The 20,472-nt window shown below is 61.7% G+C and carries 23 protein-coding genes and 1 pseudogene; 15 read left to right on the top strand and 9 right to left on the bottom strand.

Translation table 11 applies throughout. The annotated features are described in order from the left end of the window. The first annotated feature begins 20 nt into the window (after positions 1–20). Genes urtE through VFB05_RS00320 form a run of 4 tightly spaced genes read left to right on the top strand, consistent with a single transcriptional unit; the run spans position 21 to position 2,228 of the window. Positions 21–716, top strand: coding sequence for an urea ABC transporter ATP-binding subunit UrtE (urtE, locus tag VFB05_RS00335; protein WP_325007737.1), 696 nt, complete (start codon positions 21–23; stop codon positions 714–716). Positions 717–747: 31 nt separating this feature from the next. Further along, the gene (locus VFB05_RS00330; protein WP_325007508.1) at positions 748–1,584 is read left to right on the top strand and encodes an urease accessory protein UreD; all 837 of its coding nucleotides are present in this window, start codon (positions 748–750) and stop codon (positions 1,582–1,584) included. Between the two features lie 25 nt (positions 1,585–1,609). Further along, the gene (locus VFB05_RS00325) at positions 1,610–1,912 is read left to right on the top strand and encodes an urease subunit gamma (RefSeq protein ID WP_028349318.1); all 303 of its coding nucleotides are present in this window, start codon (positions 1,610–1,612) and stop codon (positions 1,910–1,912) included. 10 nt (positions 1,913–1,922) lie between these two features. Continuing rightward, positions 1,923–2,228, top strand: coding sequence for an urease subunit beta (locus tag VFB05_RS00320; RefSeq protein WP_072817588.1), 306 nt, complete (start codon positions 1,923–1,925; stop codon positions 2,226–2,228). Between the two features lie 185 nt (positions 2,229–2,413). On the opposite strand, the gene VFB05_RS00315 is transcribed toward VFB05_RS00320, so the two are convergent. Next, a complete protein-coding gene (locus VFB05_RS00315) occupies positions 2,414–2,788 on the bottom strand; it encodes a hypothetical protein (protein WP_325007502.1) in 375 nt (124 codons plus the stop codon). Between the two features lie 55 nt (positions 2,789–2,843). On the opposite strand from VFB05_RS00315, the gene ureC reads away from it, so the two are divergent. From ureC to VFB05_RS00285, 6 genes are all read left to right on the top strand, one after another. Continuing rightward, on the top strand, positions 2,844–4,559 hold the full coding sequence (gene ureC, locus VFB05_RS00310) for an urease subunit alpha (protein ID WP_325007500.1): 1,716 nt from the start codon (positions 2,844–2,846) through the stop codon (positions 4,557–4,559). Positions 4,560–4,606: 47 nt separating this feature from the next. Further along, positions 4,607–4,903, top strand: coding sequence for a putative quinol monooxygenase (locus VFB05_RS00305; RefSeq protein WP_325007498.1), 297 nt, complete (start codon positions 4,607–4,609; stop codon positions 4,901–4,903). Positions 4,904–4,914: 11 nt separating this feature from the next. Next, positions 4,915–5,526: an urease accessory protein UreE gene (locus tag VFB05_RS00300; protein WP_325007496.1), complete on the top strand. Its 612-nt coding sequence runs from the start codon at positions 4,915–4,917 to the stop codon at positions 5,524–5,526. Beyond that, positions 5,507–6,241 carry an urease accessory protein UreF gene (locus VFB05_RS00295; protein WP_325007735.1) on the top strand — a complete coding sequence of 245 codons (735 nt, stop codon included), beginning with the start codon at positions 5,507–5,509 and terminating at the stop codon, positions 6,239–6,241. The genes VFB05_RS00300 and VFB05_RS00295 overlap by 20 nt, the downstream gene beginning before the upstream one ends. Positions 6,242–6,414: 173 nt before the next feature. After that, on the top strand, positions 6,415–7,038 hold the full coding sequence (gene ureG / locus VFB05_RS00290) for an urease accessory protein UreG (protein WP_325007494.1): 624 nt from the start codon (positions 6,415–6,417) through the stop codon (positions 7,036–7,038). 265 nt (positions 7,039–7,303) lie between these two features. Further along, positions 7,304–8,956: a CHASE domain-containing protein gene (locus VFB05_RS00285; RefSeq protein WP_325007492.1), complete on the top strand. Its 1,653-nt coding sequence runs from the start codon at positions 7,304–7,306 to the stop codon at positions 8,954–8,956. A gap of 6 nt (positions 8,957–8,962) precedes the next feature. Here VFB05_RS00285 and VFB05_RS00280 read toward each other — a convergent pair whose 3' ends face one another. Both VFB05_RS00280 and VFB05_RS00275 read right to left on the bottom strand, forming a co-directional pair. Then, positions 8,963–9,508, bottom strand: coding sequence for a sigma-70 family RNA polymerase sigma factor (locus tag VFB05_RS00280; protein ID WP_298107563.1), 546 nt, complete (start codon positions 9,506–9,508; stop codon positions 8,963–8,965). After that, the gene (locus VFB05_RS00275) at positions 9,508–9,705 is read right to left on the bottom strand and encodes a NepR family anti-sigma factor (protein ID WP_325007488.1); all 198 of its coding nucleotides are present in this window, start codon (positions 9,703–9,705) and stop codon (positions 9,508–9,510) included. Before VFB05_RS00275 ends, VFB05_RS00280 begins: the two co-directional genes overlap by 1 nt. Before the next feature lie 224 nt (positions 9,706–9,929). Here VFB05_RS00275 and VFB05_RS00270 point away from each other — a divergent pair, with 224 nt between their 5' ends. Further along, positions 9,930–10,730: a response regulator gene (locus tag VFB05_RS00270; RefSeq protein WP_325007486.1), complete on the top strand. Its 801-nt coding sequence runs from the start codon at positions 9,930–9,932 to the stop codon at positions 10,728–10,730. Positions 10,731–10,836: 106 nt separating this feature from the next. Here VFB05_RS00270 and VFB05_RS00265 read toward each other — a convergent pair whose 3' ends face one another. Continuing rightward, complete coding sequence (locus VFB05_RS00265) at positions 10,837–11,826, bottom strand: hypothetical protein (protein ID WP_325007484.1); 990 nt, start codon at positions 11,824–11,826, stop codon at positions 10,837–10,839. Between the two features lie 198 nt (positions 11,827–12,024). After that, positions 12,025–12,285 carry a hypothetical protein gene (locus VFB05_RS00260; protein ID WP_325007482.1) on the bottom strand — a complete coding sequence of 87 codons (261 nt, stop codon included), beginning with the start codon at positions 12,283–12,285 and terminating at the stop codon, positions 12,025–12,027. Between the two features lie 37 nt (positions 12,286–12,322). On the opposite strand from VFB05_RS00260, the gene VFB05_RS00255 reads away from it, so the two are divergent. Both VFB05_RS00255 and VFB05_RS00250 read left to right on the top strand, forming a co-directional pair. After that, on the top strand, positions 12,323–12,454 hold the full coding sequence (locus VFB05_RS00255) for a hypothetical protein (RefSeq protein WP_325007480.1): 132 nt from the start codon (positions 12,323–12,325) through the stop codon (positions 12,452–12,454). A 239-nt stretch (positions 12,455–12,693) separates the two neighbouring features. After that, positions 12,694–15,090 (top strand): EAL domain-containing protein, encoded by a 2,397-nt coding sequence (locus VFB05_RS00250; protein ID WP_325007478.1) that lies wholly within the window; start codon positions 12,694–12,696, stop codon positions 15,088–15,090. Positions 15,091–15,148: 58 nt separating this feature from the next. Here VFB05_RS00250 and ftsH read toward each other — a convergent pair whose 3' ends face one another. Further along, complete coding sequence (gene ftsH, locus VFB05_RS00245) at positions 15,149–17,029, bottom strand: ATP-dependent zinc metalloprotease FtsH (RefSeq protein ID WP_325007476.1); 1,881 nt, start codon at positions 17,027–17,029, stop codon at positions 15,149–15,151. 527 nt (positions 17,030–17,556) lie between these two features. On the opposite strand from ftsH, the gene VFB05_RS00240 reads away from it, so the two are divergent. Beyond that, entirely contained in the window at positions 17,557–17,979 is a 423-nt protein-coding gene (locus VFB05_RS00240) for a hypothetical protein (protein WP_325007474.1), read from the top strand. A gap of 10 nt (positions 17,980–17,989) precedes the next feature. On the opposite strand, the gene VFB05_RS00235 is transcribed toward VFB05_RS00240, so the two are convergent. From VFB05_RS00235 to VFB05_RS00225, 3 genes are all read right to left on the bottom strand, one after another. Next, the gene (locus tag VFB05_RS00235; protein WP_325007472.1) at positions 17,990–18,415 is read right to left on the bottom strand and encodes a hypothetical protein; all 426 of its coding nucleotides are present in this window, start codon (positions 18,413–18,415) and stop codon (positions 17,990–17,992) included. Between the two features lie 39 nt (positions 18,416–18,454). After that, positions 18,455–18,790, bottom strand: coding sequence for a DUF883 domain-containing protein (locus VFB05_RS00230; protein WP_325007470.1), 336 nt, complete (start codon positions 18,788–18,790; stop codon positions 18,455–18,457). 118 nt (positions 18,791–18,908) lie between these two features. Beyond that, on the bottom strand, positions 18,909–20,021 hold the full coding sequence (locus VFB05_RS00225; RefSeq protein ID WP_325007468.1) for an AI-2E family transporter: 1,113 nt from the start codon (positions 20,019–20,021) through the stop codon (positions 18,909–18,911). A 225-nt stretch (positions 20,022–20,246) separates the two neighbouring features. Here VFB05_RS00225 and VFB05_RS00220 point away from each other — a divergent pair. Next, positions 20,247–20,472 (top strand): annotated as a pseudogene (locus tag VFB05_RS00220) (hypothetical protein); the annotation flags it as partial.

Here is a 20,472-nt window from a genome sequence, read left to right as displayed (position 1 = left end):
GGGAAATGGAGCTCGCGTTCATGCTGAAGGTCGACAACATCAACCTCTATTACGGCGCGGCGCAGGCGCTGCGCGGCGTCTCGATCTCGGCTGAGCCCGGCAAGGTGACCTGCGTGCTCGGGCGCAACGGCGTCGGCAAGACCTCGCTGCTCCGCGCGATGGTCGGGCAATATCCGATTTCCTCCGGATCGATCACCTTCGACGGCGCCGACATCACCGCCCTCAGGCCGTACGAGCGTGCGCGCAAGGGCATCGGCTTCGTGCCGCAGGGCAGAGAGATTTTTCCGCTGCTGACGGTGGAGGAAAATTTGAGGACCGGTTTCGGTCCGTTGAAGCGCGAGGACCGCAACATCCCCGATGACGTGTTCTCGCTGTTTCCGGTACTGCAATCGATGTTGGGACGCCGCGGCGGCGACCTCTCGGGCGGCCAGCAGCAGCAGCTGGCGATCGGGCGCGCACTGGTAATGCGGCCGAAACTCTTGCTGCTCGACGAGCCGACCGAAGGTATTCAACCATCGATCATCAAGGATATCGGCCGCGCGATCACCTATCTGCGCAGCCTCGGCAACATCGCGATCGTGCTGGTCGAGCAGTACCTCGACTTTGCCTGCGAGCTCGGCGACAATTTCGCGGTGATGGACCGTGGCGCCGTGAAATATGCCTGCGATCGAACTCACCTCGACCCGGGCGAAATCAGCCGTCAGATGGCATTGTAACAAGGCGCCGCCGTTGGGTTAGGTTGGGCGGATGAAGACCGATACGACAGGCGAGAGGCTGGCGATTTTCGCGGCCAACCGGGCCAGCGGCATCGTGCGATTTGATGTGGCCGCCAACGAAGGCGTAACGCGCCGTCGCGATCAGTTCGAGGCGGGATCGTTGCGGGTGCGTTTTCCCTCGCCGGAAGATCAGGGGCTTTCGGCGGTGCTGGTCAATACCGCGGGGGGCATCGCCGGCGGCGATCGCTTCGACGTCGATATCGCCTGCAGGAGCGATGCAAGGCTGACCGTTACGACGGCGGCGGCGGAGAAGATCTATCGCGCCGAGGGCGCTGCGGCTGAATTGAATGTCAAGCTCGCAGCCGAAGGCCGCTCGCATTTGTCATGGCTACCGCAGGAGACGATCCTGTTCGATCGCGCGCGAATCCGCCGGCGCTTCGAGATCGATTTGTCGGAGCAGGCCTCGCTTCTGCTCTGCGAAATCGTGGTGTTTGGCCGCGCCGCCATGGGCGAGCGAATTCGGGCCGGCAAATTTGCCGACCGCTGGCGGCTCTCTCGTGGCGGCCGGCTGGTTTTTGCCGAGAACATCCACCTCGACGGCGATATCGGCGAAAAGCTCGGCAGGCCCGCGGTCGCCAAGGGCGGCGTCGCGATCGGTACCGCGCTGATCGTGCCCGGCGATGAGGCTCTGGTCGAGCGTATTCGTGAAATTTCACAGACGTTCAGTGGCGAGGTCGGCGTCTCCGCGTGGAATGGGTTTGCAATGGCCCGCTTCTGTGCCCAAGATGCGGGCCAGTTGCGCGCCGATATGATGGCGGTGCTGGGTTGTGTCAGCGGTTCAGCGTTGCCGCGGCTTTGGCTCAATTAGTTTTAGGATCAATCAGAGTGCTCGCATGAATCTCTCTCCCCGCGAAAAGGACAAGCTCCTGATCTCAATGGCGGCGATGGTGGCGCGACGGCGCCTCGAACGCGGCGTCAAGCTCAACCATCCCGAGGCGGTCGCCATCATCTCCGACTTCATTGTCGAGGGTGCGCGCGACGGGCGCACGGTGGCCGAATTGATGCAAGCCGGCGCGCAGGTGCTGACCCGCGCGCAGGTGATGGACGGCATCCCGGAGATGATTCACGACATTCAGGTGGAAGCGACGTTCCCGGACGGCACCAAGCTCGTCACCGTCCACGAGCCGATCAGGTAGGAGCGTGTCAATGATTCCCGGTGAACTCTTCATCAAGGACGGCGAGATCGAGCTCAATGCCGGCCGCAAGACGGTCACGCTCTCGGTCGCCAACACCGGAGACCGGCCCATTCAAGTCGGCTCGCATTACCATTTCTTCGAAACCAATCCTGCGCTGAAGTTCGATCGCAAAAAGGCGCGCGGCATGCGGCTCGATATTGCGGCCGGCACCGCCGTGCGGTTCGAGCCGGGCCAGACCCGCGAGGTGCACCTCGTCGCGCTCGCGGGCAAGAAGACCATCTACGGCTTCCGCGGCGATGTGATGGGCAAGCTGTGATTTCTCCAGTGACGAGAGGAACGCCTTTTCGCTTAAGCGAAACCCGCATTGCTGTTGCCTGGATCGTCGCCGCGTCGGTCGTACTGAGCTCAAATCCGGGATCTTCCGCAGACGAGAACGTCCGCTGGCGGGTTTTCGATCGGGGTGACGAAGTGCTGCTGCTTATCTCCGGTACAGACGAGCCATCAGACGATTTCGGGCTTCCTTCGCTCTCCTGCAAGAAGGGGGTAGGCGCCGTGAGCATCGAAGGCGAAGCCAAGGAAAGTCTTCGCATTGCGATGGCCGACGCGATCCGAGCTGACAAAACTCCCTGGATCCAGGTCGCGCCGGATGCGAAGCCGGAAACGGCATCCATCGATCTGTTCTACTCGTTCGTCGATGGATGGCGATACAAGTTCAATCTTCAGGAAGACCACAAGGCACAGGAAGACCGCAAGGCATTCGAGCGCTTTGGGCGCGAAGGCGTGATCGAGTTCAAGCTGGCGCGCGCGGCGGTTCACGAGGAATTCAAACCGGGCATTGAGAGCGCGAGCAAATTTCTTGAACTCTGCAAGCGCCATCGAAGCGAACGTAGACAATAACAGGCTCTCCGAGACGTAAAGGTTGGGGCACGACATGTCCGTGAAAATCAAACGTTCCGTCTATGCCGACATGTTCGGCCCGACCACTGGCGACAGAGTGCGGCTTGCCGACACCGATCTCATCATCGAGGTCGAGAAGGATCTCACGACCTATGGCGAGGAAGTAAAATTCGGCGGCGGCAAGGTTATCCGCGACGGCATGGGCCAGTCGCAGGTCACCAACAAGCAAGGCGCCGCCGATACCGTCATCACCAACGCGCTGATTGTCGATCACTGGGGCATCGTCAAAGCCGACGTCGCGATCAAGGAAGGCATGATTGCCGCGATTGGCAAGGCGGGCAATCCCGACATTCAGCCCGGCATCACCATCGTGATTGGGCCGGGCACTGACGTGATCGCCGGTGAAGGCAAGCTTCTCACCGCTGGCGGCTTTGACAGCCACATTCATTTCATCTGCCCACAGCAGATCGAGCACGCGCTGATGTCCGGCGTCACCTCGATGCTGGGTGGCGGGACCGGACCGTCGCACGGCACCTACGCCACGACCTGCACGCCCGGTCCCTGGCACATGGGGCGCATGATCCAGTCGTTCGACGCCTTTCCGGTCAATCTCGGTATTTCCGGCAAGGGCAACGCGTCGCGCCCCGCCGCACTGGTCGAGATGATCAAGGCCGGCGCTTGCGCGCTCAAGCTGCACGAAGACTGGGGCACCACGCCGGCCGCGATCGATAACTGTCTCTCGGTCGCCGACGATTACGACGTCCAGGTGATGCTGCATTCGGACACGCTGAATGAATCCGGTTTCGTCGAAGATACGGTGAAAGCGTTCAAGGGCCGCACCATCCACGCCTTCCACACCGAGGGCGCCGGCGGCGGCCACGCGCCTGACATCATCAAGATTGCCGGCTTGAAGAACGTGCTACCGTCGTCGACCAACCCAACGCGGCCGTTCACCCGCAACACCATCGACGAGCATCTCGACATGCTGATGGTGTGTCACCACCTCGATCCCTCGATTGCTGAAGATCTCGCGTTTGCCGAAAGCCGCATTCGCAAGGAGACGATTGCGGCCGAGGACATCCTGCACGACCTCGGCGCGCTCTCGATGATGTCGTCGGATTCGCAGGCCATGGGCCGGCTCGGCGAAGTCATCATCCGCACCTGGCAGACCGCGGACAAGATGAAGAAGCAGCGCGGCGCCTTGCCAGAGGACAAAGGCAAGGACAACGACAATTTCCGCGTCAAACGCTACATCGCCAAATACACCATCAACCCCGCGATCGCGCATGGCGTCTCGAAGCTGATCGGCTCTGTTGAGAAAGGCAAGCTTGCCGATCTCGTATTGTGGTCGCCGGCGTTTTTCGGTGTGAAGCCCGAATGCATCATCAAAGGCGGCTCGATCGTAGCAGCCCCAATGGGCGATCCGAATGCCTCGATCCCGACGCCGCAGCCCGTGCATTACCAGCCGATGTTCGCCGCCTTCGGCAAGTCGTTGACCGCGTCCTCGGTGGTCTTCACGTCGAAGGCCGCGGTCACTGGCGGCCTTGCGCGCAAGCTCGGGATCACCAAGAAGCTCTATGCGGTGCAAAACACCCGTGGCAAGATTTCCAAGAAGAGCATGATCCATAACGGCGCGACGCCTGATATCGAGGTCGATCCGGAGACCTATGAAGTGCGTGCCGACGGGGAGCTTCTCACTTGCGCGCCGGCCGAAGTGCTGCCGATGGCGCAGCGCTACTTCATGTACTAAGGTCGCGCCCTCAAAAGCGATCTGAACAAAAGCCGGGAGGACGTTTCGTGATCTACGTGATTGCCACCACGCATATGAAGCCTGAGGGCCGTGAGGCCTTCCTTGCGGGCCACAAGGAATGCATCGCCGAGACGCTGAAGGAAAAAGGCTGCCTGTCCTATGAGGGGCACATCAGCATCCACGACCCGAACGTCTATGTCGTGGTGGAGCGCTGGGAAGCCCGTGACGATCTTAATTCGCATGCCCGCGCGCCGCATATGAAGAAGTGGCGCGAGATTTCGACGCCGCTGAAGGTCTCGACCGTGATCGAGATCATCAGCGACGGCAAGGTCGAGAAGTTCTAGAGGACCCGAAGATGATCCGCGCAACGCAGGTCAAGCCTCACCATCGCTGGAGCGAGCCGGCAGCCGATACAGTCGTGCTCGATTTCGACGACCGCCACCGGCGGCGGATGGCGATGACGGGCACGCGTGGGCTGGAATTCCTGCTCGATCTCGAGAATGCGGTCGCATTGCGCGGCGGCGATGCGCTGGTGCTCGACGATGGCCGGCTGGTCGAGGTCGTGGCCGCGGCGGAGCCGCTTCTGGAGATCCGCGGTCACGATCCGCAGCATCTGGTGCGGCTCGGCTGGCATCTCGGCAATCGTCACCTGCCGACGCAGATCATGGGAAAGGCACTGCGAATCCGGCGCGACCACGTCATCGAAGCGATGGTCAAAGGATTGGGCGCGCGAGTGATCGAGATCGAAGCGCCGTTCGATCCCGAGGGCGGCGCTTATGCCGAGGGTCACGCGCACGCGGCGCACGAAGCGCATGATCACGATCACGGTCATTCGTCGCATGATCATGATCATGATCACGGCCATGGTCATGACCATGCGCACGAACACGACCACCATCATCATCACGACGAGCATTGTGGTCACGACCACAGCTGCGGCCATTCCCATGCTCATGAAGGCAAATGAGCCGGTGGGCAGCGGCCAGACGGGCCTGTCGGACAGCGAAGCCGCCAGCCTCTACCGGCTGATGACATGGCTTTCGCCTTCGTTTCCGGTCGGAGCGTTCTCCTATTCCAGCGGCATCGAATGGGCGGTCGAAGCCGGCGATATCGTCGACGCTACATCCCTGCGTCACTGGCTCGCCTCGATGCTCGCGGACGGCGCTGGTTTATGTGACGGCATCTTTCTAGCGCAGACCCATCGTGCCGCCTCGTCCGGCGATGACGTCTTGCTCGCGGAGGTCGCCGAGCTTGCATCCGCCTTCGCTACGTCGCGCGAACGTCATCTCGAAACCACGGCGCAGGGCAGGGCGTTCATCGAGATTGCGCGCGCCGCATGGAACTCGCCGCCGCTCGACCGGCTGATTGCTGTTTGCGAGGTCGCGATCGTCTATCCGGTCGCGGTTGGCCTTGTCAGCGCCGCGCACGCTACTCCGCTTGCGCCGACCGTTCATGCTTTTCTCCATGCCGTGGTGTCGAACTGGATATCTGCCGGCGCACGCCTCGTGCCGTTAGGGCAGACCGATAGCCAGCGCCTGCTTGTGGAGCTCGAGCCGGTCGTATCGGCGACCGCAACGCGCGCGCTCAAAGCCTCACTCGACGATCTCGGCAGCGCGACCTTTCGCGCCGACCTCGCCAGCATGCGGCATGAGGCGCAGTACACGCGGTTGTTCCGGTCATGATGGTGTTATTCTGCTGTCGTCCCGGCCAAGCGAGTGAAGCGAGCGCGAGCCGGGACCCATAACCACAAATCGGTGTGGTTATGTCGGCTGGGGCCCGAGCGTGCTTGTACGACTGAATACGGTGGATATGGGTCCCCGCCTTCGCGGGGACGACGATGGAGAGGCATTCGCAAATGTCCAAGTCACATGGCCCGCTTCGCGTCGGCATCGGAGGCCCCGTAGGGTCAGGCAAAACCGCGCTGATGGATTTGCTGTGCAAGTCGATGCGCGAGCGCTACGACATCGCGGCCATCACGAACGACATCTACACAAAATGGGACGCCGAATTCCTGGTTCGATCGGGATCGCTGACGCCGGATCGTATCGCCGGCGTCGAGACCGGCGGCTGTCCGCACACCGCGATCCGCGAGGATGCCTCGATGAATCTGGCAGCCGTCGCCGACATGCGCGCGAAATTTCCCGGCCTCGACGTCGTGTTGATCGAGTCCGGCGGCGACAATCTCGCTGCAACCTTCTCGCCGGAGCTCGCCGACCTGACCATCTATGTCATCGACGTTGCCGCGGGCGACAAGATCCCGTCCAAGGGCGGCCCGGGCATCACCCGCTCCGATCTGCTCGTCATCAACAAGATCGACCTCGCTCCCTATGTCGGCGCATCGCTGGACAAGATGGATACCGATGCAAGGCGCATGCGGGGCGAGCGGCCTTTCGTCATGACCAATCTGAAGAAGAGCGACGGTCTCGATCGCATCATCGGCTTCATCGAAGCAAAGGGCGGGCTCAAGCCGCGGGCTTAACCAAAGCGCTGCCGCCAGCGGCAGCTCACGGAACAAAATCGGGGTTGCGGCGGTTAACTTTCTCCGACGCCGTTAACCTCTTTTGCGTGGTGGCCACTTTGCCCGCCGTGTTAAACCCAAGAGCTGCAACCGTTCCTGCGATCAATGAATACCACTTTTTCCCGCAGACTGGTCCGCTGTCCTTGCATTGCGATCTCTGGCCATCCGGGCCACCCTCAGATGGTTCTTCAGTTGGTTTGCCAACGCCTTCTTTTTGAGTGAACGAGTGGTTCGGCTGGGCTTCATCACCGGTTTTATTGCACTGATCGGGGTCCTGCTCTCCGGTCTTGCGGCCTATCGCGTTCATGAACAGGAATTGACGGTTGACGGCATCGCACTGGCGCGGGCGATCGACGTTCATGCGAGCCTGGTCCAGGATCGCCTGACCGAGCGCGAGTTGCTGGCGCGCGTGTCGGCGGGCCTCTTCCGTTCGCCTTCGGTGATCAAGGCAAACATGCTGCAGCCGTTGCGCTCATCGATTTATGCGTTCAAGACCGATTTCGTGGTGGCAGGTTGGGTCGCGCGGCTCAAGCCGGAAGAGCTTTCGGCCGCACATACCGAACTTGCCAATGCCGGATTTCCGAATTCGACCATCCGCAGTTTCGACGATAACCCGCTGCAGGCTTCTACCGTGTCCGGACCGGTCGACGTGGTGATGGACGTCGAGCCGCGCAATGCGGAAACGATGAGCTTTGCCGGTCGCAGTCTGGACCGGCATCCCATTCTCGGTCCGATGCTGGCGAGTGCGATGTCGGAATTGACGCCGGTGGCGTCTGATCCGCTGCCGCTGTTGCGCAAGGACGGTCCGATGGGCCTTGTCCTTGCCGCGCCGGTGCTTCAGGACAACGGCACGCAGCCCGTCGGCTTCGTAATCTTCTCTTACGAACTCGGCCCTCTGATGCTGACCAACGACGACCTCTCGCTGTTCTCGGTGGCTCTGAAGGATCCGCGTAATGACGATAACGAGCTGATCGCAACCGAGCGCGGCAGCGTCGTCTCGCGATCGGCCAGTTCGCAAGGTTCAGTCTTGATCCGGAAAGTGTTTTTCGGCGGGCGCGACTGGACGCTGACCTATTACGCTAAAACCAATGCGATGAACCGCGCGCGGCAGACGGCGGCGATCGTGGCGGCCATCGGGCTCGCGCTCACCGCAATCGTCTGCGGTCTGTTTGGATATGTCGCCTACAACAACCTGCGGCTAAGCCGCGAAATCCAGGTGCGCATCGGCTTTGAGCGGCGTCTGACCGCAGTCATCGATGAGCTCAACCATCGCGTCAAGAACATCCTCGCGGTGATCCAGTCGATCGTGACGCGAACGCTGCGTCATGGTTCGGATATCGACAGCGCGCGCGAACTCCTGATCGGCCGCATTCACGCGATGTCGAACGTGGTTTCGCTGCTCAGCGAAAGCCAGTGGCAGGGCGTCTACCTCAAGGGATTGTTCGAGGCTCGCGCGATACCGCATGCCGAACGGATCGCTATCAGCGGTCCGGATATCGTCGTCAGCGCCCGCGCCGCGCAGTCGCTGTCGCTGTTGTTCTTCGAACTGGCCTCTCATTCCGACGAAGGTCTTTCGTTGGTGGGCAAACACCCGCACATCGTCGCGCATTGGGAAGTCACCGGCGAAGAACCGGAGACCGTGTTTCACTTCCGCTGGGAGGAATTCAACACCAGCGAGGCGACCCGTCGCGCCGACAGCGATTTCGGCCTCATTCTGCTCGATCGCGTCGCGCCGGAAGCCCTCGGCGGAACGTCGAAGCGATATTTTACGGATGTGAGCTATGTCTACGAATTGACGGCCCCGATGGAGACCGTCGTCGACATGTCGGAAAGGGACCGGACCGAGCAGTTTTCCGCACCGCTCAAGCCGGTCCGCTGATCCGATCTAGCCGCTGCCGCCGATCACGGCGCGCACGGTTTCATCGGGGCCGAAGTCCTCAGCGCCTTCGACATAGAGCAGCGCAGAGAGTTTTGAGCGTGCCCGGTTGACACGGCTCTTGATGGTGCCGACCGCGCAACCACAAATCGCAGCGGCGTCTTCGTAGGAGAAGCCCGATGCGCCCACCAGTATCAAGGCCTCGCGCTGATCCTGCGGCAGCTTGTCGAGCGCGTTGCGGAATTCCTCGAATTCCAGATGAGCGCTTTGCGCCGGCTGGGTCTTCAGGGTCTTCGCATAACTGCCCTCGGCGTCCTCGACCTCGCGTCGCCGCTTTCGATAGTCGGAGCGGAACAGGTTGCGCAGGATCGTGAACAGCCACGCTGGCAGGTTCGAGCCCGGCTGGAAGGAGTCGATGTTGGCAAGCGCGCGCAGCAATGTTTCCTGCACGAGATCATCGGCGCGATCGCCGTTACCGGAGAGCGAGATGGCAAAGGCGCGCAGACTTGGGACCGACGCCAGGATGTCGTCGCGGAGTTGATCGGTGAGAGGCATTATTCCCCTCCGTGATTTTTTTCGCCCGCATCCCCCAAGTGGGGACCACCCTCGGGGACATCAAGCCTGCGGATCAAATCCACAAAGCGGTCTGGGACTCCTTGGCGGACGACATCGTCATACATGGCGCGCAGCTGGTGGCCGATTCTGGACTGAATCTCGGCATTCAGCCCGCCCTGCTTTTTTGCTTCTTTCATGTCCTGACCCGCGCTCCCCCGAGTGTTAAGCTTTTGTATTTTCACGGCTAATCCTCGAAATGGCCCATGCGGCGGTTTTTCCCGTGTGAAGGCCTAATTCGAACTCAGCATAAAAGTTCCTTAAAGGTTGGGAACTTTTCGTAAGTCCATGCGTAGGTCATGGGCTAGGGGAGTGTCGGTCGGCCCCCGTCTCGAAGGTTCGACCCAGGAAAGATGGAGTGGGGATGTCCCGTTCACAGCTTGTTGCCGAACACCTACCGTTGCTGCGCCGCTATGCGCGCGCGCTGACCGGAAATCAGGCTTCGGGCGACGCTTATGTCGGCGCCATGCTCGAGGCCCTGCTTCAGGACCAGTCTTTGCTTGACGAAAGTCACGGCCCGCGCGCCGGACTTTTCCGCCTCTTCACGCAAATCTGGAATTCGGTCGCGATCAACGAAGACCCCGACGTCACAACGTTGCCGATGCCGCCGGAGCGGCGGCTGTCGAATATCACACCGTTGCCGCGTCAGGCCTTTCTGCTATTGTCGCTCGAAGGTTTTTCGGAGGAAGAGGTTGCGTTCATTCTCGATGTCGATGTGGCCGAGGCTCGCAAGCTCGCCGACACGGCAGGGCGCGAAATGGCCGCGGAAATCGCGACCGATGTGCTGATCATCGAGGACGAGACCTTCATCGCGATGGATCTCGAGAGCCTGGTGAAAAACCTCGGCCATCACGTGATCGGCGTTGCGCGCACCCACACCGATGCGGTGGCGCTGGCCAAGAACAAGCGGCCCGGCCTGATCCTTGCCGACATTCAGCTTGCCGACGGCAGTTCGGGACTGGATGCCGTCAACGAGTTGCTGCGGACGTTCGAGGTGCCTGTGGTGTTCATCACGGCCTATCCTGAACGCTTCCTCACCGGCGAGCGGCCGGAGCCGGCGTTCCTGATCTCAAAGCCGTTCCAGCCCGCAATGGTGTCGGCGGTGGCGAGCCAGGCGTTGTTCTTCCAGCGCAACTCGCGCAACCGCTCGCCGAAAGTAGCCTGATAAAAAAGGGGCCCGACAAGAAATGGCCTGACAAAAATCAACTCCCAGGGAGAGCGAACGGACGCGCCAAAAGCGCGTCCGTTTTTTTATTGTGTGCCCGGTTCGCTTACTTGCGCGCGGAATGGCGCCCGACCAGAAGCAGTATGCCGCCGATCTGCGGCAACAGCGCCAGCAGGACGAGGCGCAGCATCGCGAAGTCGTCCGCCGTCGGCCGCAGCATGCCGCCGGACGCCCATATCACGAGCTTGATGGCCGCCGCGCTCTGCGGGTCCGCGGTTTGTCCGACGGAGGCCTGGGCCTGATCGAGGACCTGGCGGCGTTCTGCGACGACGGCTTCGCGCTCCCGGCAGAATTTCCCGACCCCGCTCTTGCACTCGCGGTCGCGCGCAGCCATTGCATCCGTCAGCGCGCCTTGCGCGTTCGTGATCGCCGGCGTGACGCGCGAGGCCCGTGCCGTCGTCACGTCGCTGATATTGGTGGAAGCGAATCCGATACCCGCGGTGACCGCGAACACGAATGTCATGAGCCAGATGCTCCAACCAACAAGCGCGGTGGCGCGCTGGCTTGTCTGCCACAGCGCCGCGGCGCAGGACGGCATCACGAGCGCGACCAGATCGGCGGCGACGCCAACGGCAAGAAACAGCCATCCTGCGACGTCGCTCGATCCCAACGATCGCGCAAACCAGCCGTTGATGGTGATGCCGACAGCCGCAAGGGCAACAGCTGACATCGACAGAAGAATAGCGGCGAGCGACCTCCGCGAGGGCGTGGTCGGTTTGATCGTCTCTTTCGCAGTCTCGCTCGCATCGTTTGTCTCAGCCGACGGTGACGGCGTCACCAGCGATTCCGGAAGCGGAGGCTCCGAAACGGCATGCTCGGCCGACAAGAACTCCGGCGGAATCAGGAACTCTGACGGAAGCGCTGTCGCAGACCCGGGATATTCGTCCTCCGCATCGGCAGGGACGTCGACTTTCGCTTTTCTTTTGCGTTGGCGGGTGGTCTTGGCGCGCCGGGTTGTCCGCTTCTCCCTCTTTTTCAGCGGGATAAGGGGAATAACGGAGGCAGCCGTGTCATCCGCCACGGAACTGGAGGCCATGGAACCGCTCCTGTCGGTTGCAATGGATACGCGCAAGCGGCGCGACTCAAAGCCGTGCCACTGCACCGATCACCTATGATAAGGAGCGACGCGCCGTCTAGGAACGCAGCGCAACAGTTGCGAATTCATTTTTGCCAACCGCCGCATTTGCGCGGTTTCTGCGCGTAACTTAGCGGCAGAAAGCAGTGGAAAACGTCCTCACCGCTTTTTGTAGCCGGATTTCATCTCCTGCTCCATCTGAACGCAGATGAGGAGATCGAGATAGCTCGTCGTGCCCAATGAACGAGCATCGGATTCGCATCGGTTCCGCACGAAGGCTGAGGTCGATGTCCAGAGGCTGCCAAGCTGCTGTTTCGCCGCTTCCTCGTCATGCATACAGTCGTCCCGGCTTTGCGCCGGAGTCGATCGCAACATCCTGGCGTCGGCTTCTCGCGACTTGCAGATCGCCTCGATGTTCAACTTCGGCTCCCGACCGAAAGAAGGCGGAGCACCGAGATTGAGCAAGACGGCGAAAGCGAAAAGCGCCGCGGCCTTTTTCATCTCGACCTCCGATACGACGAAGAACGAAGATGAGAACCTGCTGGCGGGCGATTCAGTTCCGGTACCGGCTGAAACAAGCCCGGTTTAAAATCCCCTCAATTGGTCCGGGAATTGCCGCGAGTGCCGAAAAAGAGCGGCAGGTGGTCGGCCGCGAGGTAAATGTCCCGTGTCATATCGCGACACCAGGGGTATAGCGCGCATATTTGTCTGAAATTGTAGCGTTTCGGTGCCTGACGGTGGCATTGCGTTCACCATGCAACCGTGGGCTAAAGGTCTCTTTAAGCCCTTTGATGGATCATCCGCCGCCCACAAAAGAGAGCATGGCGGATGAACGAATTATCGCAATTCTGGCGATTCATGGGGTCGCGATCCGGCCGCGGCTTTCTCGTGCATCTGGCCATCTGCGCCGTGCTGTCGGTCGGAGTGAGCTGCGGATACTACTATCTCAGCCTGAACTGGTTCATTCAGCACAAGAGCAGCGAAAAGATCACGGCGCTCCAGCTGGTCGACGCCTTCGTCACCAACTACTCGGCGCTCCGTTCGCAATTTGGGGAGACCGCACCCGTCCCTGCGACATTCCGGGCGCATGCGATCGAAGCCTTCAACAAGCAGAACCGCGACAATTCCGAATTTCGTCTGGCCTCGGTCGGCCGGCCCGGCCGCGAGATTGCAACGGCCCCGAGCGACACCCGGATGGCTCAGGCCATCGAGGCGTTTGCGCAAAGCGCCAATCCAAAACCCGTTTCGGAAATGCTCGACGTCAACGGCGACCGGGTGTTTCGCACCATCTATCCGACTTTCGCCAACGAGCAGAGTTGCGTCAGTTGCCACAATGCGCTCCAGGGCGAGGCGCAGTGGCATCTCCACGATCTGATGGGCGCCTTCGTCATCGACATTCCGGCGGCTGGTTTCCTCCACACCATTTTGTGGCAGAGCCTCGGCATCGGGTTCGGGCTTTTCCTGGCGCTGGCTTTGGCGGGTCTGACGATCTCGCTAATGCATTTCCACCAGCTTGAGGCGCTGGATGCGTCAAACGCCAAACTCGGCCGCACGCAAAAATTTCTCGACAATATCATCGAGAACATGCCGGTCTCGGTTGCGGTCAAGGACGCGCGGGATCGGTGCTATGTGCTCATCAACCGGACTGCGGAAGTCATTTTCGGGATCGCGCGCGGCGAGTTGATCGGCAGGAATACGCACGAAGACAAGGTAATAGCGGAGGCCCTGTTTCCACTTGCGGACGAGGCCTTGCACACACAAAGCCTGCAAACCATCGCCGAGCAAACGGTGCGCACACGGCACAACGGCGCCCGCATCCTGACCACGAGGAATCTGTCAATTCCCGACGAGACCGGCGAGCAGCGTTATCTGCTGAGCCTTGCGGAAGACATCACCGAGCGCAAGGAAGCGCAGGCCCGCATCGAGCACATGGCGCATCACGATGCCTTGACGGATTTGCCCAATCGCGCCGCCTTCACCGAGCGCCTCGCCGCCGCCATCGAGGCTGCCGTCGCGGGCAAGGAATCGTTTGCGGTGCTGAGCATCGATCTCGACCGCTTCAAGGAGATCAACGATACGTTCGGTCACGCGGTCGGCGACGATTTGCTGCGTGAGCTGACGTCGCAGCTCAGCGGGTTGGCCGGCGATGCCTACCTGGCGCGGCTTGGCGGCGACGAGTTCTGCATCATCACGCCGAACGGCGACCAGCCGGCGCTTGCCGAAAGTCTCGCCGAGCGTATTCACGCGGCGGTCGCAACGGATCGCGAGCTGAACGGTCAGCATCTGCGCGTCGGCATCAGCGTCGGAATTGCGATCTTTCCGGCCGACGGCGTCGACGCCACGACGCTCCTCAACAACGCGGATGCCGCGCTCTATCGCGCCAAGGCCGCCGGCCGCGGCAAGACTCGCTTCTTCGAAATCGGCATGGACAACAAGATCCGCGAGCGGCGCGCGATCCAGCGCGATCTTGCATCCGCGATCGAAGACAACCATCTGCGTCTGCACTATCAGCCGCTCGCCAGGATCGATGGCGAGGTCGTCGGCTTCGAGGCGCTGATCCGCTGGCACCATCCGATGCGCGGCATGGTTTCGCCCGGGACCTTTATTCCGGTCGCCGAAGAGAGCGGCCTCATCATGAGAATTGGCGAATGGGTGCTTCGCGAAGCCTGCCGTGAGGCGGCGGGGTGGGCCCATCCGCTCCACATCGCGGTCAACTTGTCACCGATCCAATTTCGCCACGGCGATCTTCCGGGGCTGGTCCACACGGTGCTGCTGGAGACCGGCCTTGCGCCGGGCCGGCTGGAGCTGGAAATAACCGAGGGTGTAATGCTGGAGGACTTCGGCCGAAGCCTTTCGATCCTGCGCCGCCTGAAAGCGCTTGGCGTCCGCATCGCCATGGATGACTTCGGCACCGGCTATTCGTCGTTGTCTTATCTGCAGGCGTTTCCGTTTGACAAGATCAAGATCGACCAGTCGTTCATCTCCAACATCAAAAGCAATCCGCAGTCGGCGGCGATCGTGCGCGCCGTCATTGGCCTGGCGCACGGCCTCAATCTGCCGGTGCTGGCGGAAGGCGTCGAGACCAGGGATCAGCTCGAATTTCTCGCAGCCGAATCCTGCAACGAAGTTCAGGGCTATCTGATGGGGCGGCCGCATCCGATCCTGGAGTATTCCGAGCTCGTCGGCCGTCCTGACGAAGCGGAAGTCGAGCAGCTCAGCGCCTGATCGCCTCCGGCCGCGCGACGATGTCGCTGCCCTCGGATCAATTGCCCGGCGCCGGCTTCTAAGCTTGCGGCCGCGTTGAGGCAAAGCGGCGTTTCGTCTTGTCGTCAGGGTCGGCATTGGTTGCTGCATCGACGGAAGCGACTTGCGAACGCAGCGCCTCGATGTCCTCTTCCTCGAGCGTTTCCTTCTGCAACAACAGCTCCGCCGTTTTTTCGTGAACCGCGCGGTTCGCGGTCACGATCGCGACCGCTCGCTCCAGCGCGTGCCCAACCAGATCGCGAACGGCGTGGTCGATCAGCCGATCCGTCTCGTCGCTGAACTCGCGCGGCTGCCCGCTGCGGGGATCCTGGCTTGTGAATAAGGGCGGTCGCTCGCGCTCGTAAGCGACATGGCCGAGCTTCTGGTCCATTCCAAAGCGCAGCACCATGCTGCGCGCGATGTCCGTCGCCTTGACGAGGTCGTCGGCCGCGCCGGTCGAAAGATGCTGGAAGAACACCAGTTCGGCCGCACGACCGCCAAGCAGGACCGCCATCCGGTTGTCGAGTTCTTCCTGCGTCATCAGGAAGCGATCCTCGGTGGGGCGCTGGATCGTGTAGCCGAGCGCGCCGATCCCGCGCGGGATAATCGATATCTTGTGAACCGGATCCTGGCCGGGCAGGCTCATCGCCATGATGGCGTGGCCGAGTTCGTGATAGGCAACGATCTGCCGCTCTTTCGGAATGAGGATCCGGTTTCTCTTTTCGAGGCCGGCGATGATGCGCTCGACAGCCGCGGTGAAGTCGCGCAGCTCGACACTGTCGGCGCGACGCCGCGTTGCGAGCAGCGCCGCCTCGTTGACGAGATTGGCAAGATCGGCGCCGGTGAAACCGGGCGTCAGTTCCGCGATCCTTTCAGGATCGACATTGGTTGCCAGCACGGCCTTCTTCATATGGACCTGCAGAATCGCGATGCGGCCCTTCTTGTCCGGACGGTCGACCAGCACCTGGCGATCGAAGCGCCCGGCCCGGAGCAGAGCGGGATCAAGAATCTCCGGTCTGTTGGTTGCGCCAATCAGGATCACGCCGATCGACGGATCGAAGCCGTCCAGTTCCACCAGGAGCTGATTGAGCGTCTGCTCCTTTTCGGCGTGACCGCCAAACGCATAGGCCCCGCGGACCCCGCCAAGCGCATCGAGCTCGTCGATGAAGATGATTGCCGGCGCTTCCTTGCGGGCCTGCTCGAAAAGATCTCGCACTCTGGCTGCGCCGACGCCAACGAACATCTCGACGAATTCGGACCCGGAGATCGAGAAGAACTTGACCCCTGCCTCTCCTGCGACGGCGCGCGCGAGCAAGGTCTTGCCCGTACCGGGCGGGCCGACCAGCAGCACGCCTTTCGGCGCGCGCGCTCCCAGTCTGCCATACGCCTTGGAATCGCGCAGGAAGTCGACGACTTCCTTCAGCTCTTCCTTGGCCTCGTCCACGCCCGCCACGTCGGCGAAGGCGACCTTGGTATCTTTCTCGACATAGATCTTGGCGCGGCTCTTTCCGATCGACATCAGCCCGCCGCCCTGCTGGGAGAAACGCCGGATGACGAGCATCCAGACGCCGAAGAACAGCAGCGTCGGGAGGATCCAGGACAGAATGTCCGGTAGCCAGGTGTTCGGTGCCTCGCCGAAATAGGTGACCTTGTGCTTGTCGAGTTCGGCCGCCAGCGCCGGGTCGACCCGTGTCGTGCTGAATCGCCTGGTTCCGTTCTTGTCGGGCTGCTTGAGCACGCCCTCAATGTCGTTTTGCGCGACCCAGACCTTGTCGATCTTGTTCGCATCGAGCAGTGCCCGAAACTCGCTGTAGGGAATTGCCGAGCTTTGCTTGTTGGCCTGGTAGAAGCCTTGCAGAAGCGCGATCACGATGAACGTGGCGATGACGTACCAGAGGCCGAACCTGGCGCGGGAATCCATCTCGCTGCCTCTTATCCTTCAGTCTGCAAGATCGGGCACCGAAAGCTCACGAGCGTTACGCAAATCTCTCTGGCGGCATGCGCCGTTTCATTGAGGTCGAGCATTGCGGGGTGGCTTGCCCTTTCGCACAGGTCGAGACAATGGGCGCACACCGAATAAATGCGCCGGCGCGAGCCCTTCTGCGTTCGGTCGATCCGATCACGAGCTTCGCGCGCACGTTCGAGGATTCGAACGTGAGCGATTCCTCTCCGTTCCTAACGGACGGAGGCGCCGGTTTCGATCGGCGGGAAGCGACCAAAAATTGGGGGCGCGGCTGGCATCACCACAGCCGCGCCCCGCATCGCCGGTCAATGGGGCAGGGGGGATAACCGGCTGCCGGGATGACTCTCGGCCCAATGGATCGTTCCAAGCGGGTCCGGCTTTTTTTCGGATTTTTTCCGGGCGTGACGGCGGCGCCACGAAACCTTTGGCGTTAACTCGGCGTTAATAGGGGCCAACAGGTCAATCCGACCGCGCGGGACAGGAAAATGTCACGGCTGATCATGGGGATATCGGGCGCGCTCGCGCTCTCGCTGGTTTCAGGCGCGGCCATTTCGGGCGCCGCCGGATTTGCCCGGGGTCGTGACCAGTCTCCAATCGCGGGTAGTTCCACACCAACCACTCAAGGATTATCCCTGTCCGCGTCGGCTGAAGGTGCGCCTTCGGTCAATCGCGGGTCGAAGGCAGACCGGACCGCCGCCGTGGTCGGCTCCCCGGCCTCATCGCGAACCATTTCACTGCAGCTGGAAGCCTTTTCCGATACGACCTTCCTCGTTCGCATTCCCGCCGCCAATTCTAACGCGCCTGCAAGGCCCGCCGCCGTGCGCAGGCTGATGGTGGCGTGTGAGCCGGTCGTGAGTGTCCTGACCGAAGTCGCGAAACGGCTGCAGCCAGGCCGTTGCGTCGCCTGAGATCTCAACGCTATTCGGCCGGCGCCTGATGCGATGACTGCCGGTTAGCCAGCAAGCCCAGAGCCACCCCACCGACGGCGAGAAGCGGGATCAGCCGTTTGACTCCGATCGCGCGCACAGCCTGGATGCTGGCCGCGATGACGACGGGATCGGCGAGGGCCGTTTGCAATGCAGACTTCGCCGTCTCCTCGGCGTGATGCCGGTTCTGACTTTTTCGAATCGCATAAACGATGATGCCGACCAGTGCGACAATGAAGAAAATGGCGGCGCCCGTCAGGCAGGCTTCAACCAGGCCGTTGGTCTGCAAGACGTAGATGAAAGCGGCGGCGCATAAGAACGAGATCGTCACGAACAAGGCAAACGCAATGGCCGCGGCGAGCGACGTCATTCTAATGGCGACGCCGGTGGATTCCTTCAGTTCCTCGATCATCCGCATCGCGTGTCTCACCGCTTCTGCTTCTTTGGTTCACCGCATCTAGCGGCGCCACGTCACGCCGATCAGGAAGCCAAGCCCGAGCGCAAGGCCCACCGTGGCGAGCGGCCGCTCGGCGATGACGTCTTCCAGTGTTTCCTCGACCGATGAGGCTGCATCCTGCGCGGCATTCAGCATTGCATTGCCGCGCTCGGAAATATCGCCGACGACCTGGTCGACGTTGGCTCGTGCCTGATTGTAGCCGCTGCGCGCCTGCTTGCGCGCAGAGCCTGCAATGGTGTTGAGCGCGTCGGTGATTTGCTCGGCGAGGTCGCTGATGTCGTCCTTGACCTTCGCCATATCTTTCTCCAGGCGCTCGTAGCTTGCCTTATCCATCATGTCCTGCATTCCCATTTCTCCGTCGATGCGTCACCTTCGGAATGATCTTCTCTTCAGACAAAAACGCTTGCCGATTGTCGAAGTTCCCGAAGCGAAACTTGCATGCATTTGCGATGGTTTAGGGCAGTTGCGGCGAGCTCGATGTGGACAAATCATCGCGCAGGATCAGCGCCACGATCAAAAGCGGGGACGAGAGGAACGCGCCCATTGGTCCCCAGAGCCAGGTCCAGAAGGCCAGCGATAGGAAAACAGCGAGCGCATTCAATTCGAGCCGGCGCCCGATGATGGTCGGCGTAACGAAATGGCCCTCGAGAAACGCAATCCCGACAAAGGCAAGGGGGGCGATCACGCCGCTGCCAATCGTCGGCATGGCCATCACGCCGACCAGGGCCAGCACGGCAAACATAGCGACCGGCCCGATGATGGGCAGGTAGTTCAGCGTTGCTGCCAGCGCGCCTAGTCCCGCGGGATTGGGCATGCCGGTGACCCAGCAAACCAGGCCGGTCGCGGCGCCCACGCCCATATTGATCAGCGTCACCGTGATCAGGTAGGCGCCGAGATGGTCTTCGATGGCATTGAGGACGCGAAGCGCGCGCAGGCGCGAGTTGTGACTCGTGAAGGTCATCACCAGCGCGCGCCGCAGGTCGCGCCAGCTTGCGATGAACAGAATCAGCGTCGCCAGGAACACCAGGAATTCGGTGAAGGTCGGCGGCAGGAATTCCAAAGCCGGCTGCACCCAGTCGAGCTTCGGCATCTGGAACGGCGCCGCCGAGAAGGCATTCGAGACGCCGAGCATGCTTTGAAGTTCGTGCCAGAGCGCCAGCGGACGATCGAAGATGTGCAGCTTGTCCTTGAGGAGACCGGCGAGTTCGGGCAACCGCCCGGTCCATTGCATGACCGGTGCGGAAATCAGCCCGACAATGAAGGTGACGCCGGCGCCGAGCGAGCTCACGATCAGAACGGCCGATAACGCGCGGGGAATGCGATGGCGTTCGAGAAAGTTCGCCGCCGGCGACAACATCGTGCCGATCACGAACGCTGCGACCACGGGCAGGAAGAACGCCTTGGCCACGTAAAGCACGGCCACGACGCTGATGGCGAGCAGCGAGGTCAGGACATATGCGATGAGATCGGTGCGCCGAATGATCGGCGACGGCCTGGTGTCGTGATCCGCCAGCGCCGCGCGTGCGTCGCCGTTGGCCGGCGCACGATCGTTGGGTAGCACGCGCAACTAGAGCTCCGATTCAAAAATCCGTCGCACGATGTCTCCGCACGTCAAGTTTGCGCAAATAAGCCGCGAGCGCCCGCAAAAGTTCCATCGCGCAGATGTGTCTTGCGTCATTCTTGACAGCGACAATCTGGCCATGCGCAAGGCGGGAACCGGGTGCGGCAGTGCTGCGTTTGTAGCAGCGGATGATCGCGCAGTGCGCCACGTCCCCGGGGGCAAGCCATGGGCATGAGCAAGCGTAACAGGATAGCACTGGGCGGCGTCATCACCCTGATCGCCATCATGATCGCGACGGAGGCGCTGGCGGAGGACTTCTTCTCGGCCTTGTTCGGCGCGTTCGGCGTCCACCGGCCCATGACGCGGATGCCTTACGCCGGAGAGGACAACGCAGCCTTCCCCCCGGACGGGCAGCCGCGCCCACGCATCTACGGCGGCTCGCAAGCCTATTGCGTGC

Origin of the sequence: Bradyrhizobium sp., assembly GCF_035652035.1 — a bacterium.
Classification (GTDB): Bacteria; Pseudomonadota; Alphaproteobacteria; order Rhizobiales; family Xanthobacteraceae; genus Bradyrhizobium.
The sequence above is the reverse complement of the archived record's forward strand: the minus strand, read 5'-3'. Positions and strand labels throughout refer to the sequence as shown.

Excerpts from the sequence above, each read along its gene's own strand:
- VFB05_RS00325 (WP_028349318.1), top strand. The coding sequence starts at position 1,610 with ATGAATCTCTCTCCCCGCGAAAAGGACAAGCTCCTGATCTCAATGGCG.
- VFB05_RS00250 (WP_325007478.1), top strand. The coding sequence starts at position 12,694 with ATGAACGAATTATCGCAATTCTGGCGATTCATGGGGTCGCGATCCGGC.
- ureC (WP_325007500.1), top strand. The coding sequence starts at position 2,844 with ATGTCCGTGAAAATCAAACGTTCCGTCTATGCCGACATGTTCGGCCCG.
- VFB05_RS00280 (WP_298107563.1), bottom strand. The coding sequence starts at position 9,508 with ATGCCTCTCACCGATCAACTCCGCGACGACATCCTGGCGTCGGTCCCA.
- VFB05_RS00275 (WP_325007488.1), bottom strand. The coding sequence starts at position 9,705 with ATGAAAGAAGCAAAAAAGCAGGGCGGGCTGAATGCCGAGATTCAGTCC.
- VFB05_RS00235 (WP_325007472.1), bottom strand. The coding sequence starts at position 18,415 with ATGCGGATGATCGAGGAACTGAAGGAATCCACCGGCGTCGCCATTAGA.
- VFB05_RS00330 (WP_325007508.1), top strand. The coding sequence starts at position 748 with ATGAAGACCGATACGACAGGCGAGAGGCTGGCGATTTTCGCGGCCAAC.
- ureG (WP_325007494.1), top strand. The coding sequence starts at position 6,415 with ATGTCCAAGTCACATGGCCCGCTTCGCGTCGGCATCGGAGGCCCCGTA.
- ftsH (WP_325007476.1), bottom strand. The coding sequence starts at position 17,029 with ATGGATTCCCGCGCCAGGTTCGGCCTCTGGTACGTCATCGCCACGTTC.
- VFB05_RS00270 (WP_325007486.1), top strand. The coding sequence starts at position 9,930 with ATGTCCCGTTCACAGCTTGTTGCCGAACACCTACCGTTGCTGCGCCGC.
- VFB05_RS00230 (WP_325007470.1), bottom strand. The coding sequence starts at position 18,790 with ATGATGGATAAGGCAAGCTACGAGCGCCTGGAGAAAGATATGGCGAAG.
- VFB05_RS00300 (WP_325007496.1), top strand. The coding sequence starts at position 4,915 with ATGATCCGCGCAACGCAGGTCAAGCCTCACCATCGCTGGAGCGAGCCG.
- VFB05_RS00295 (WP_325007735.1), top strand. The coding sequence starts at position 5,507 with ATGCTCATGAAGGCAAATGAGCCGGTGGGCAGCGGCCAGACGGGCCTG.
- VFB05_RS00265 (WP_325007484.1), bottom strand. The coding sequence starts at position 11,826 with ATGGCCTCCAGTTCCGTGGCGGATGACACGGCTGCCTCCGTTATTCCC.
- VFB05_RS00320 (WP_072817588.1), top strand. The coding sequence starts at position 1,923 with ATGATTCCCGGTGAACTCTTCATCAAGGACGGCGAGATCGAGCTCAAT.
- urtE (WP_325007737.1), top strand. The coding sequence starts at position 21 with ATGCTGAAGGTCGACAACATCAACCTCTATTACGGCGCGGCGCAGGCG.
- VFB05_RS00315 (WP_325007502.1), bottom strand. The coding sequence starts at position 2,788 with ATGGCGCTTGCAGAGTTCAAGAAATTTGCTCGCGCTCTCAATGCCCGG.
- VFB05_RS00240 (WP_325007474.1), top strand. The coding sequence starts at position 17,557 with ATGTCACGGCTGATCATGGGGATATCGGGCGCGCTCGCGCTCTCGCTG.